General features: G+C 66.5%; 10 protein-coding genes and 2 tRNA genes. 5 read left to right on the top strand and 7 right to left on the bottom strand.

What is annotated here, in order from left to right; translation table 11 throughout:
- Positions 1–12: 12 nt before the first annotated feature.
- The 3 genes from FG95_RS19645 to FG95_RS19655 all read left to right on the top strand — a co-directional run bounded on the left by FG95_RS19645 (position 13) and on the right by FG95_RS19655 (position 3,231).
- Positions 13–1,410 carry a M28 family peptidase gene (locus FG95_RS19645; protein WP_037558170.1) on the top strand — a complete coding sequence of 466 codons (1,398 nt, stop codon included), beginning with the start codon at positions 13–15 and terminating at the stop codon, positions 1,408–1,410.
- Between the two features lie 205 nt (positions 1,411–1,615).
- Complete coding sequence (locus FG95_RS20850; RefSeq protein ID WP_161786586.1) at positions 1,616–2,014, top strand: hypothetical protein; 399 nt, start codon at positions 1,616–1,618, stop codon at positions 2,012–2,014.
- Positions 1,996–3,231 carry a DUF2235 domain-containing protein gene (locus FG95_RS19655; protein WP_200880233.1) on the top strand — a complete coding sequence of 412 codons (1,236 nt, stop codon included), beginning with the start codon at positions 1,996–1,998 and terminating at the stop codon, positions 3,229–3,231. Before FG95_RS20850 ends, FG95_RS19655 begins: the two co-directional genes overlap by 19 nt.
- 12 nt (positions 3,232–3,243) lie before the next feature.
- Here FG95_RS19655 and FG95_RS19660 read toward each other — a convergent pair.
- The 5 genes from FG95_RS19660 to FG95_RS19680 all read right to left on the bottom strand — a co-directional run bounded on the left by FG95_RS19660 (position 3,244) and on the right by FG95_RS19680 (position 7,749).
- Positions 3,244–3,320 (bottom strand) — tRNA-Pro (locus FG95_RS19660).
- 37 nt (positions 3,321–3,357) lie between these two features.
- Positions 3,358–4,833: a M20 family peptidase gene (locus tag FG95_RS19665; protein ID WP_037558218.1), complete on the bottom strand. Its 1,476-nt coding sequence runs from the start codon at positions 4,831–4,833 to the stop codon at positions 3,358–3,360.
- A 70-nt stretch (positions 4,834–4,903) separates the two neighbouring features.
- Positions 4,904–4,979 (bottom strand) — tRNA-Ile (locus tag FG95_RS19670).
- Positions 4,980–5,048: 69 nt separating this feature from the next.
- Positions 5,049–6,026 (bottom strand): polysaccharide deacetylase family protein, encoded by a 978-nt coding sequence (locus FG95_RS19675; protein ID WP_052182545.1) that lies wholly within the window; start codon positions 6,024–6,026, stop codon positions 5,049–5,051.
- Positions 6,027–6,105: 79 nt separating this feature from the next.
- On the bottom strand, positions 6,106–7,749 hold the full coding sequence (locus FG95_RS19680; protein ID WP_235211632.1) for a histidine kinase dimerization/phospho-acceptor domain-containing protein: 1,644 nt from the start codon (positions 7,747–7,749) through the stop codon (positions 6,106–6,108).
- Between the two features lie 169 nt (positions 7,750–7,918).
- On the opposite strand from FG95_RS19680, the gene FG95_RS19685 reads away from it, so the two are divergent.
- Positions 7,919–8,392 carry an Lrp/AsnC family transcriptional regulator gene (locus FG95_RS19685; protein WP_037558177.1) on the top strand — a complete coding sequence of 158 codons (474 nt, stop codon included), beginning with the start codon at positions 7,919–7,921 and terminating at the stop codon, positions 8,390–8,392.
- Between the two features lie 66 nt (positions 8,393–8,458).
- Here the strand turns inward: FG95_RS19685 and FG95_RS19690 are convergent, their stop codons facing one another.
- Positions 8,459–9,778 (bottom strand): hypothetical protein, encoded by a 1,320-nt coding sequence (locus tag FG95_RS19690; RefSeq protein ID WP_037558219.1) that lies wholly within the window; start codon positions 9,776–9,778, stop codon positions 8,459–8,461.
- Positions 9,779–9,971: 193 nt separating this feature from the next.
- Positions 9,972–10,268: a hypothetical protein gene (locus FG95_RS19695; RefSeq protein WP_037558180.1), complete on the bottom strand. Its 297-nt coding sequence runs from the start codon at positions 10,266–10,268 to the stop codon at positions 9,972–9,974.
- A 68-nt stretch (positions 10,269–10,336) separates the two neighbouring features.
- On the opposite strand from FG95_RS19695, the gene FG95_RS19700 reads away from it, so the two are divergent.
- Positions 10,337–12,691: a hypothetical protein gene (locus tag FG95_RS19700; RefSeq protein WP_037558182.1), complete on the top strand. Its 2,355-nt coding sequence runs from the start codon at positions 10,337–10,339 to the stop codon at positions 12,689–12,691.
- Positions 12,692–12,896: the final 205 nt, after the last annotated feature.

Here is a 12,896-nt window from a genome sequence, read left to right on the forward strand (position 1 = left end):
TAGGACAAAGGCATGACGAACCCCATTCCTGCCCGCCTTCTCGCGCTTGGCGGCGCGAGCCTTGCCCTTTTCGCCACGCCGCTGTCGGCATCGATTCCGCCGCCGCCGAGCGCGGTCGAGCTCGCACAAAGCGGAGACGACCTCGCCTGGTCGATCACCGAGGACCTTACGACCGAGATTGGCCCGCGGATGGCCGGCACCGAAGCCGAAGCCGCCGCGCGCAAATGGGCGGTCGCGCGGCTGCAATCGATGGGGTTCGCCAACGTTCGCGACGAGCCGTTCGATATGCCGGTGTGGGTGCGCGGCGAGGAGGAGGCGTGGCTGACCAGTCCCTTCCTGCCGCAGAAGCTCGCAATCACCGCGCTCGGTACCAGCGCCTCGACCGGCGCGAAGGGCATCGAGGGCGAAATCGCCTATTTCGAAAGCTTCGACGCATTGGTTGCGGCGCCCGACACCCAAGTGAAGGGCAAGATCGTCTTCATCGATCACCAGATGGCGCCCGCGCAGGACGGCAGCGGCTATGGCTATTACGGCCGCGGCCGCTTCACCGGCGCCAATGTCGCGGCCAAGAAGGGCGCGATCGCGACCGTCATCCGCGCGATCGGCACCGACGATCATCGTAACCCGCACACCGGCGGCACCAATTTCGAGCCCGGGGTGAAGCCAATCCCCGCCGGTGCCATCTCGAACCCCGATGCCGACCAACTCGTCCGCCAGTGGAAGCGCGTGACCGCAGGCACGGCAACCGGACCGCTGCGCATGAAACTCGTCCTCACCCCGCGGAATCTCGGGACGAAGAAGTCGGGCAATGTCATCGCCGAGGTTCCCGGGCGCGATCCCGCCGCGAGCCCGGTTGTCGTTGCCTGCCACCTCGACAGCTGGGACCTCGGCACCGGCGCGATCGACGACGCGGCGGGCTGCGGCATCGTCGCCGCCGCTGCCAAACATGTGATGAGCGCAGGCCAGCCGCGCCGCACGATCCGTATCTTGTGGGCGGGCGCCGAGGAAGTCGGCGTGTTCGGCGGCAAGGCCTATTTCGATGCGCACGGCAAAGAGAAGCACGCCGTCGCGCTCGAATCCGATTTCGGCGCCGATCGCGTGTGGCGGATCGACTTCAAATTGCCGGACAGCGCCAAGGGCCTGGCTGACCGGCTCGCGGCCGCGGTGATGCCGTTTGGCGTCGTTCGCGGCAAGCAGCCTGCGAACGGCGGCGCCGACATCGGCGCGCTCGTTCAGGCGGGCGTTCCGGCGATCGATCTGGCACAGGATGGGACACGTTATTTCGACCTGCACCACACGCCCGACGACACGCTCGACAAGATCGACCCTGCCCAATTGCGGCAGAATGTGGTGGTCTGGAGCGCGGTTCTGGCGATTCTCGCGAACAGCGAGGATAGCGAACTTCCGTGACGGTTACGGATAAATGACAGATTCCCGCGCACGCCGACCATCTCAATTATTTTTGTTGACGATTCACGCGGAACGGCTAAATCCCGCCGCTCGCGGTACGGGAAGTTTTCCCGGACGCGGAAAGGCATTTTAGGGAGCCCACACATCATGAAGAAGTTTGCTGCTATCGCCGTTGCTGCCAGCATGTTCGCCCTCGCCGCTTGCGGTGAAAAGGCTGCTGAAGAAGCCACCACCGAAGCTCCGGCTGCTGAAGCTGTTGCTGAAGAAGGCGCTGACGCCGCTGCTGCCGGCGCCGAAGCCGCTGCCGCTGGTGCCGACGCTGCTGCCGCTGGCGCCGAAGCCGCTGCTCCGGCCGACGCCGCTGCCGCTCCGGCCGACGCCGCTGCCGCTCCGGCTGACGCCGCTGCCGCTCCGGCCGAAGAAACGAAGTAAGTCGCAGCCCTTCGGGGCATTGACTGAAACGAAAAAGGACGGTCTTCCTTCGGGAAGGCCGTCTTTTTTTGTGTCCGCGGTTTTCGCGCCCGTCGCCTTGCGGCCTCCCCGCGGACATGAGAAGACCCCACCCCGATGGGAGAGCAGCGCGCGATGGCAAAAGGGCCCGTGACCATGCCGGGAAAGAGGCTCGTCCTCCTGCTCGACGGCACCTGGAACAGTTCCGAAGACAATACGAGCGTCTGGCGGCTCAGCCAGCTCGTCGCGCCGCAGGATGCGGCGGGTGTGCCCCAGCCTTGCTATTACACCGCCGGGGTCGGCACCCCGCGCGGCGAACGCATCCGGGGCGGCGCGCTCGGCTATGGCCTCGATCGCGACGTCATCGGCGCCTATCGCTGGTTGATGGGTCACTACGACCAGGGCGATCAGATATTCCTCTTCGGTTTCAGCCGCGGTGCCTTCACCGCGCGCAGCGTTGCGGGCATGATCGCGCGCTGCGGCCTGTTGCGCCCCGGCTCGCCGCTCTCGGTCGAGGAGCTTTACGAACGCTATCGGCTCGACGACAGGGCGCCCTCTTTCGTCGAACTGCACCAGACGAAAAAGCTCCCGCCCGGGGAAAAGCGCCTGCTGCGCCACTCGCGGCGCGTCCCGGTCAAGATGATCGGCGTTTGGGACACCGTCGGCGCGCTCGGTATTCCGTTCGGCAATATTCCCGGGATCAGCCGCCGACGCTTCGGCTTTCACAACACCCGGCTGTCGGCGATCTTCGAGCATGCCTATCAGGCGCTCGCGCTCGACGAGCATCGCGCGGCGTTCGCGCCGACGCTCTGGACGCGCTTCACCCCCGACACGCCCGATCCGCCGGGCAAGCGCCGCGTCCGGCCGACGATCGTCGAACAGCGCTGGTTCGCGGGCGCGCACGCCAATGTCGGCGGCGGCATTGCCGGCGACGACCTGCCGCAGCTGCCACTCGCCTGGTTGATGAAAAAGGCCAGCGATCTCGGTCTCGCCTGGCGCGGCGAAGTTGTTCCCACCGGCCATGAGATCGGAGCGCCAATCCACGACAGTTTCAGGAGTTTTCTGGGGGGCTTCTATCGCATCTTCAAGCTTGGTCGACGCTTTCACCGCCGTGTCGCCGCGCCCGCCGTTCCGGGTGAAAAAGGGACATGGCTCAGCGTCAACGAAACGATCGACGCCAGCGTGTTCGACCGCTGGCGCAAATCGTCCGGATATCGCCCGCCCGACCTTCGCCGTTGGGCGGCGGAGGTTCGCATGGATCCCGCCAAATTACGCGGCACAGTCGATGCGCGAAGCGGTGCGGTGATCGAGCCGCCCGCGTCGCTCGCCCCGCGAGCGCCACGACGCACGTCGGCGAAGAAACGGGGCTGATCGAGCAGCAAATGGTCGGGGAGACAGGATTCGAACCTGCGACATCTTGCTCCCAAAGCAAGCGCGCTACCGGGCTGCGCCACTCCCCGACGCTGCGGGCGCCTTAGACAGGCTTTGACGCCAAGTCTATCCCGCAGACGTCGCAATCAGCCGCGCATAGAAATCGATCATGCGTTTGAAGCTGTCGATCGTCATATGTTCGTTGGTGCCATGGATCATCGCGGTTTGCTTCAGCGTGAAGTGCATCGGCATGAAGCGGTACACATCCTGTGAAATCGGCTCCATGCTGCGGCTGTCGGTCGCGGCGACGACCAGATAGGGCGCGACGACGGCGCGAGGCGTATCGGCGCGCGCGGCCGCCACCACATATTTCCAGCCTTGCGAGTTCGTCGACGACACGCGTGACGGCTCGTTCGGCGGCTTGACCCAGCTGAGCTCGACCGGCGCGTCGCCCACCGCGGCCTTTGCGCGCGCCATGACGTCGGCGGAGCTGTTCCACGGCGCGATGCGATAGTTGATCAGCGCCGTGGCCGATTGCGGCAGGACATTCTCCTTGGGGCTGCCCTGCAGCATCGTCGGCGCGATCGTGGTGTGAAAGGCGGCCGCCGACGAGGGTGACGTCGATAACTGGTTCTTGACCAGGTAGCCGAGCAGCCACTTGTTCGCGACCGCCATCTTCGTCGTCCCGCCCTTGTGCGCGGCGAGCGCCTCGATCATTGCCGCGCCGGGCCCGCGCATCTCGATCGGGAACGGCTTTTCGGTGATCGCGAGCACCGCGCGCGCGAGCGTCGTCACGCCGGTATCGGCCGGCGGCATCGAACTATGCCCGCCCGGCGCGTTGGCGGTGACTTTCAGCGTCGCATAGCCTTTTTCCGCAACGCCGATCAGGATGGCGGGCCCGTCGATCACCGGCGTATCGAGCAGCACGACGCTGCCTTCGTCGAGTGTATAGAGCGCGCGAACGCCTTCAGCTTTCAGCTTCGCGGCTGCGGCGACCGCGCCCGAACCGCCGGCTTCCTCGTCGTGCCCCGACACCAGATAGATGCCGCGCTTCGGCTGGAAGCCCTGCTTTGCCAGCGCCTCGATCGCCTCGAACAGGCCGATCAGCGATCCCTTGTCGTCGACCGTCCCGCGCCCCCACACCGAATTTTCGGCGATCGTTCCGGCGAAGGGCGGATATTTCCAGTCCTTTTCGGTCCCCTCGGTCACCGGCACCACATCCTGGTGCGCCATGAGAATGATCGGCGCCAGCGACGCGTCGCTGCCCGGCCAGTGATAGATAAGCGTGCGGTTCGGCAGGATCGTGCGCGTCATCGCGTCGTGCGTCGCGGGATAGGTCGCCGCGAGCCACGCGTGCAGCCTGTCCCATTCGGCGATGTCGTTGTCGGCCGCGTCCTGATGCGAGATCGTCGGAATCTGCGCCGCCGCGCTCAGATGCGCGACCGCGGCGTCCAAGTCATAGGCCGGCACCGCGGCAAGCCGGACGTCGCTGCCGTCGGCGATATTCTTTGGCGCAAAGTTCGCGGTGCGCACCGCCACCGTTCCCGCCACGACCGCGATGACCGCAAGCCCCCCGGCCAGGATGGCCCGACCTTTCCCCATGTCCCTCTCCTTGCTGACGGCGCAATGGACCGCCATCGGTCAGGATTTGCAAGGGAAATGGTGAAGGGAGTGGTGGGCCCGGCAGGACTCGAACCCGCAACCTAGCCGTTATGAGCGGCCAGCTCTAACCATTGAGCTACAGGCCCCCTCTCGAAACCCGGTCGGGGAATGTGCGGGCGATAGCGGACGGCGCGTTGCGTTGGCAAGCGCCAACCTCAACGCGCCGCCTTGCGCTCGGCCATCGCCAATATTCCGGCCGCGGTCGTCGCCTCGATCCCGCGCCGCGCGAGATGGCCGAGCACCACGTCCCACCAGCGATAGAAGAGATCGAGATCGGCCTGGCTGCGAACATAGGGGGTGTTTCCCGGCTGCAGCGACGGCGAATGGAAGGAGAAGTTCAGTACCGGCAGGCGGAGGTCTATGGCGATGTCGATCGCCCGGCACGCACGCTGGGCCGGGATGCCTTCGGGGGTCAGTGCGATCCGTTCGACGAGGCCGAGGCGCGCGAGCGCGGCGCCGGCATGTGTCCCTTCGCGCGCGACCCGGTGATAGATGCCGCGGCCGGCGCGGCCCAAAAGGCCGCCGAACACCGTCGTAACCGGAACCTCCAGCACCGCGCCCTGTCCCGCCTTGACCCACCAGGGATGAAGCGGCGCGTCGCGATAGTCGGGGCCATGGCCCGCGCGATAATCGAAGCCGCTTCGGACCGATGTGTCGCAACGAAATCCCAGTTCGGCGAGCATCGCCGCCGTACCGGAACCAAGCCCATAGCGCCCGGCGCGATAGGCCGTCGGCTGAACACCGAACCGATCGCGGATCCCATCGCGCAGCGCGGTCATCTTCGCGCGTTGCAGGCCCGGCGGCAGGTTGCCGGTATAGCTGTTCCGCGCATTCACTTCTTCATCGTGCGGCGGCGTGACCCACGGGTGAAGCTGCGCGCCGATCTCGCAGCGCTTGGCCTGCTGCGCGGCGCCGAGTATCTCGGCGGCGCGGTCGTCGGCGACGATCGGCCAGTCAACGAGATAGATGGGGTGCACCCCCGCGCGCTCGAAATAGCCCTGGCATTCGGCGAGCGCCGGGACCGAGGCAAGGCGATAGCCGGTGCGCGCGAACGGCGCATCCCAGTCGAAATCCTCCTCGGTGTCGATCGTGACCCAGAAACGCGGCTTCTCGCCCGAATCCAGTGCGATCATTTCCGACGCGGCCGGATATGCAAAGAAACTGCCCGCAGGCTGCACGACGCCCCCCTTTGCCAGCCACCGGCCCGCAGGCCTATTCGCCCTGCTGCGCCTCCAGCTCGACCTCGGCCTTCGAGTTGGCGGAGGGCAGGTGCAAGGTCAAGGCGTTATGCCCGATATCGAGCCGTCCGCCGATCGCGCGGGCGAGGCTGTCGACAAGGCGGAGCGAGAAGCCGAGGCTGAGCACCGCGGCCCCGGGCGCTTCGCCCTCGGGGCTGAATCCCGGATCGAGCAGGTCCGCCGCCGTCGCGAAACGGATCGCCGCGGGGCGGACCACCCGCAGCTGGAGCATGTCGTCATGCCGCGACTCGGTGACGAGTTGCCCCACCAGAATCGCACCCGGTTCGGATACATCGACGAGCGCGGTGAGCAATCGACCGACCATACGCCGCACATTGGCGTCGCCGGCGAGCCCGAGAAAGGGTCCGCCGACGCGCGAGATACTGAGGTCGACGCGCTGGTCCGCCAGCAGTGCGGCAAGGTCGCGTTCGATCTGCGTCACGATCGCGCCGATGTCGACCACCTCTTCGACCGGTTGCACCAAGGGCACGGCATCGCTGCGCGCCGCGGTTTCGAGGTCGTCGATGATCGACTGCACCGACGCGGCGTCGGCGACGATCGCGTCGGCCATCGCGCGATAGCCATGGCTCACCGGCCCGAACATCTGGCCCGAAATGATCTGGGCGAAACCCGAAATCGCGTTGAGCGGGCTGCGCAGTTCGTGGATCAACTGGCGGATCGAATCGCCCGAATCTTCGGCGGCAGCCGGGCTGTAGGGGGTTTCATTGCGATGCGGACGCCGCGCGCTCGCACGATAGCCGCGAAACTGCCCGGTCGCCGGGTCGAACCAGGGCAGCGCCGAAAAGCGCCATTCGCCGGCCTCGGCGGGGGTTCCCTCCAGCAGCATGCGCGCGTTGATGATTTCCGCCCGCTGGCGAAAGGCGCCCGCGGCGACGCCGTCGGTGCCCGGCTCACCGCCAAAGGCCGCCTCGGCGATCGACAGCCCGATCACCGCGCCGCGTGTCACCCCGTCGACCCAGTGAATCACGCCATCGGGCCCGGTTTCGAACAGAAAGGCGGCGCGCGGCGGTCGCGGCGTGGCTGCCGGCTGGCCGCGGGTCGACTGATATTTGTCGATCCGGCGGACAAGCTCGCTGATCTGGCTCGGGCCGCTATCGGCGACGGATTCGGGCGCCGCTGGCGCCACCGGCATCGGCTCCTCGACCGCAACGCTTACGGGCTGCGGCAATGCTACCGACGCGCTGCCGAGGCTGGCCAGGGCGCGCGTGACGCTTTCCGGCAGGTCGCGGCGCCCGGCGAGCACCGACCGCGCCATCGCGCTCGTCGCGGGCAGCAGCGCAAGCCAGTCGGCTTCGGCCAGCCGCACTTCGCGCAGCATGATCGCCGATACCGCCGGAACATCGTTGGCATAGAGCGCGACGAGCGGTGCGAAGCGGCCGTGGGGCGCGAGCGCGCGCGCGCAATCGCGGCGGACGGATTCAGGGACCCGTGGCCGCAGTACGGCGAGCGCATGCAGGCTGCGGCGAATATCGTCATCGTCCAGTTGATTGCCGCGCTGAGCCAGAATATCGGAGAGTTGCCGCCAAGCGGTGATACTCGCGCGGCGATCCGCTGGCGCCTGGCGCAAGATGGTGGCAATCATCGAGTCAGCGGTCACGCGAAGTCAGCCCCACACCATCGGTCGTTGGTTAGCATATGTTTACCGGCTAGCGTGAATCCTCCGGTCATGAAAGTGTCTTAACCTTCCGCGTCGCATTGTGGGACAATTGCAATCGCCTGAAATAATATTATGGTCATCGCAATTTTGGAAAGCGGATGTTTCAACGATGGCTAGTCAGAAATTCGATCAGATTGATTTGCAGATATTGGGCGAGCTGCAGAAAAACGGGCGGATGACGAATGTCGAACTGGCACAGATGGTGGGGCTGACGGCGCCGCCATGCCTCCGCCGCGTTCGGGCACTCGAGGAGTCGGGCGTGATCCGCTCCTACCACGCCGACCTCGACGCCGCGAAGCTCGGCTATGGCATCACCGTCTTTGCGATGGTCAGCCTGCGCAGCCAGGCCGAATCCGACCTGAAGGCGTTCGAGGATTATGTCGGCGGCCTCGCCGAAGTGCGCGAATGCTATATGCTGAACGGCGAGATCGACTTCCTGCTCAAGGTCGTCGCGCGCGACCTTCAAAGCTTCCAGTCGTTTCTGACCGCGCATCTGACGTCGGCGCCGAACGTCACGAGCGTCAAGACGTCGCTGACGATTCGCACGGCCAAGCAGCTCGCGGGCATCCCGGTCGAATCCTGATCCTCCGGGCATGAAAAAGGGCACCGTTCCGGCCCGGAGCGGCGCCCTTTTCATTGACCGCCGGGTTCAGTTGCCCGTGGCGGACGTCGCCGCGGGCGCAGCCGGAGCCGCGGCGGCAGCCGGAGCCGTTGCCGGCGTGTCGATCTTCACCGTCCACAGTTCGGCAAGCCGCTTGCGGGGCCCGGTCACCTGCGCAAAGCTGGCCTTCGCGCCGGCGGTGTCGCCCGACTGCGCCTGCGCCACACCCAGGCGATAGGTCCACAGGTCCTTGTCGCCGCCGGCGGCGAGTGCCGCCTTGTAAAGCGGGATGGCGTCGGCGTAGCGGCCGTAACCGACCATCGCGTCACCCGTCGCTCCCGCGACCTTGGGGTTTGACAGCGTCGACGGCTTTTGCGCATAGGCGGTGAGCGTCGATTCCTCGTCGCCCATACGCTCGGTCTGGCTCTTCAGAAGTTCGTTGAACTTCGCGTCGCTGGCGGGGATCACATTGCTCTGTTTGCCGGCCTTGATCAGCGCGACGACCTCGCCCGGCAGCGCGGCTTCGGTCGCGAGCGCCGCATATTCCGCATATTCGGGACGCTCCTGCATCGCCCCGGTGGCGCGCATCAAGCGAAAGATGTCGAGCCCGATTTCCTTGTCCTGATTAGACTGCAGCGCGATGAACAGCGTCTGGCGCCAGACCGTCGGCTGGTTGTAGTCGCGCAGGCGCAGCGTCATGAGGTCGAGCACCTCATTGTTGCGCTTGGCGGCCTGCAAAGCCTTGATCGGGCGGACATAGAGTTCGTCGGAGGGCCGTTGCCCCGCGGCGCGGCTCGCTTCGATCGCGGCCTTTGCCGTCGCGAGCCCCTGCTCGACCTGCCCGGCGTTGAGATAGCTGTCCATCAGGAGGACCGGCACATTGGGCTCGGTCGAACCCGCGGCCTTCGCGGCCTCGAGCCGCTTGATCGCCTTCGGATAATCCTTCGCGCCATAGGCGAAGTTGCCCGAGAAGAAATTGTAGACGGCCAGATTCTCGGGCGGGGTGCGGCCCGAATCGAGCATCGCGTCGAGCGCCTGCGCCTGGATCGTCTGATCCTTGTTCAGGATGCCGAGCTGGAGCTGATAGAAAGCGGCGAGATATTTGTCGTCGGGCGTGGTGGCGGTGCCCTGCCCCTCGGTCAGCGCCGCCTGGAGCGCCGCGGCGTCCTTTGCCGTCGTCGCTTCGGTCATTTTCTTGAGCGCGGGCGCGAAGCCCTTGCTCGCCGACAGGCCCCCGCCCTTGGCTTCCTCGCCCTTTTTCGGCTTTTCCTTCTTCTGAGCGGAAGCCGGCGCCGCGGTCGCCATCAGCGCACAGCCCAGCACGGCGGCCATTGCCGTTGCGGGCATCGAGCGGAAACGGGTGAACATCGAAATCTCTCCTTTGAACTCGGCTACCATCGCCACACGCGCAAATCGGGCGCGCGCAGGCTCGGCCGCGCGTCGATAACGCGGCTAACCGCGTCGCGTTGCCATGGCAAGACAGCGGACATCGATATTTCACTGGAGGAAAGCGGCTGAACGGGAATTGAACCCGCTTCACCGGTCCACGCATCGGGCGCGGTCAGGCGATCTCGTCGATCGTCCGCTTGATCTGGCGCAATATGGCGGGATCGCCCGGTGCGCCCGCCATCGCCGCTTCGGCGAGTTCGATCAGGGGGATGATACCGAACGTCGCGGCGAGACCTTTCAGGCGGAGCGCCGCCATTTCCCAGTTCGCGTCACAGCGCGCACGGCGCATCAGGTCGGACAGGTCGCGCGCGCTGCCGGTGAAGGCGCCGCGCAGGTCCATCGCCATCGCCGGATCGTCGCCGAACGCGGAATTCAGGTAACGATCGAGGGGGCCACTGTCGAAGGACATTCCACAGCTTTGGCAGTCTGTGGTTAAGTTTCCGTTTCATGGCGGCTATTTGATGCTAAGATGGCGGGATGACAGGGGAAAAGAAAATCGTCGGATTGTGGCGGGATTCCGCGGCAAATCAGGAAGCGGACAGCGCGGCCTCGGCCGAAGCGACGGCGCCCGAGACCTTGGCCGCGCCCGAAGCGGCGGTGCCTGCCGAACGGGATTGGCTCGATATGTCCTCGCTGAACGATGACGAAAACGTCGGGGAGGCGCCGCCGCCGGCATGGCATGATCGAACCGTCCCCGCCCTGCTCGTTCTTCTCGCGATCGGCTGGACGGGTTTCGCACTCGCGGCGGCTACCGAAGCCTTCGCGCGAGCGCCAGCGCTCGCCGACTGGCCGCTGCTGATCGCAACGATCGCGATGCCGCTGACCTTGCTCGCGGTGCTTTGGATGCTCCTGCTGCGCTCTGGCCGATCGGAACAGGCGCGCTTCGCCCGCGTCGCCGCGGCGCTGCGCGAAGAGAATATGGCGCTCAACCAGTCGATGCACGCGCTCGGCCTGCACCTCGCCGATGCGCAAAAGCAGCTCGGCGAACAGGCGAAGCTCGTCCAGCAGCTCGGCCTCGATACCGTCTCGCGCCTTACCGAAAGCAGCGACAAGCTCGCGAGCAACGCCTCGGTGATCGCCAACGCCCACGACCAGCTCGCACGCTCGGGCGACGTCGCGATGCAGCGGATGGACGGACTGCTCGCCGGTCTACCGCGGATCGACGATGTCGCCCAGCGGCTGGCGGTCAATTTCCGCGAGGCGGGGCTCGTCGCGCATCAGCAGGGCGCCACTCTCGAGGCACGGCTAGCCGCGCTCGGCGAGGAAGCCGCCAGGACCGCGCAAACGAGCGACACGGCGACCGCGAGCATTCTCGAGGCGATCGTCGCGTTACAGGGACAGGCAAAGGAAACCGAGTCCGACCTCCTCGCCGCCTCGGCGCAGGTCACCGACGCGCATGCCGCTGCGCTCGCCCAGATGACGAGCCTCGCCGTTTCGGCGCGCGGCGAGATGACTTCGACCGTCGCCGCGATGACGGGCGAGATCGACAAGAGCTGGCAGCAGTTCCGCGACGGCGTCGATGCCGCCGCCGCGCAAATGGACGTCCGGCTCGCGGCGGCGCGCGAGGCGAGCGATGCGATGGGCGCGCAGCTTGTCGCGCACGCCGACGCCAGCGACGCGCTCGCTTCGCGCATCACCGCGCATGTCGCCGATGTCGGCGCACAGCTCGAAATACTCGACGTGAGCGTCACCGCGAGCACCGGGGTGATCGGCCGCGCGATCGACGATACCAAGGCGCAGCTCGGCGCTTTCATGCAGGAAGTGCAGAGCGGCAATACGTCGGCGCACCAGCTCATCGGCCACGCCGAATCGCTGCTGCTCGCGCTCGACGCGGTGACGCGCGAACTCGACGAGACGCTGCCGCATGCGCTCGACCGCATCGCCGCGCACGGCCAGACGACGCAGACGGCCTTGTCGCAATTGCGCCCGCTTCTCGACGCCTCGGAACTGGTGGCGCAGTCGACGGTGTCGCACGTCAACGCCGTCCAGACGACATTGAAGGCGAACGAGGAACAGATGGCGGGTCACGCGGCGAGCCAGCAGGAGCTGGCCGACCGGATCAACGGCGCGCTGGCGGAGGCCGAAGCCGCGCTCGCGAAGCTGCGCGAAGGCGCCGACGACTTCGCCGAACAGGGCGGCGCGCGGATGATCGCGACGCTGGCCGAGGTCCGTACCACCGCCGATTCGGCCGCCGACGAAGCGCGGCTGACGCTCGAAAAGCTGGTGTCGGGCGCGCGCGACGCAATGCAGGCGACCGCAACCGGCGCGATCGATGCGGCGTTCAAAAATGAAGTGACGGCCCAATTGAACGCGATCGAGGAAGCGTCGGCGCGCGCCGTCGCCGCGGCCAATGGCGCAGCCGACCGGCTAATGCGCCAGCTGATCACGATCATGGACACGAGCGCGAGCGTCGAGCAGCGCGTGAACGAGGCCGAGCAGGCGATCGCCGCGTCCGATCGCGATTCGCTCGCCAAGCAGGCCGGCCTGTTGACCGAGGCGCTGAAATCGACCGCGATCGACGTCACCAAGATCCTGTCGAGCGAAGTCAGCGACACCGCCTGGGACGCCTATCTCAAGGGCGACCGCGGCATCTTCGCGCGCCGGGCGGTCAAGCTGGTCGAGAATAGCGAGGCCAAGGAAATTCTGCGCATCTACCAGAATGACGACGCGTTCCATGCCTCGGTGAACCAGTTCATCCACGATTTCGAGGCGATGCTGCGCCTGCTGATCGGCGCGCGCGACGGATCGGCGATCAGCGTGACTTTGCTGTCGTCCGACATCGGCAAACTCTATGTCGCACTGGCGCAGGCGATCGACCGTCTGCGGAACTGATCGCGCGGGAAACGGCCGCAAGCGACCGGTTGCGGCCATTGAGAGAAGAAAGCCCCTCCCCTTCAGGGGAGGGGTTGGGGGTGGGGTCTATCGGCCTTGCGCAAGGCCGATAGACCCCACCCCACGACGACCAGGCAGCAAGCTGCCAAGTCTGCGTTGCCCATCCCCTGAAGCGGAGGGGCCAAGTCACCGACCCTGCCACTCA

It is taken from the genome of Sphingopyxis sp. LC363, assembly GCF_000756385.1.
Taxonomy (GTDB): Bacteria; Pseudomonadota; Alphaproteobacteria; order Sphingomonadales; family Sphingomonadaceae; genus Sphingopyxis.

Excerpts from the sequence above, each read along its gene's own strand:
- FG95_RS19665 (WP_037558218.1), bottom strand. The coding sequence starts at position 4,833 with ATGGGGAAAGGTCGGGCCATCCTGGCCGGGGGGCTTGCGGTCATCGCG.
- FG95_RS19695 (WP_037558180.1), bottom strand. The coding sequence starts at position 10,268 with ATGTCCTTCGACAGTGGCCCCCTCGATCGTTACCTGAATTCCGCGTTC.
- FG95_RS19685 (WP_037558177.1), top strand. The coding sequence starts at position 7,919 with ATGGCTAGTCAGAAATTCGATCAGATTGATTTGCAGATATTGGGCGAG.
- FG95_RS19645 (WP_037558170.1), top strand. The coding sequence starts at position 13 with ATGACGAACCCCATTCCTGCCCGCCTTCTCGCGCTTGGCGGCGCGAGC.
- FG95_RS19690 (WP_037558219.1), bottom strand. The coding sequence starts at position 9,778 with ATGTTCACCCGTTTCCGCTCGATGCCCGCAACGGCAATGGCCGCCGTG.
- FG95_RS19655 (WP_200880233.1), top strand. The coding sequence starts at position 1,996 with ATGGCAAAAGGGCCCGTGACCATGCCGGGAAAGAGGCTCGTCCTCCTG.
- FG95_RS19700 (WP_037558182.1), top strand. The coding sequence starts at position 10,337 with ATGACAGGGGAAAAGAAAATCGTCGGATTGTGGCGGGATTCCGCGGCA.
- FG95_RS19675 (WP_052182545.1), bottom strand. The coding sequence starts at position 6,026 with ATGATCGCACTGGATTCGGGCGAGAAGCCGCGTTTCTGGGTCACGATC.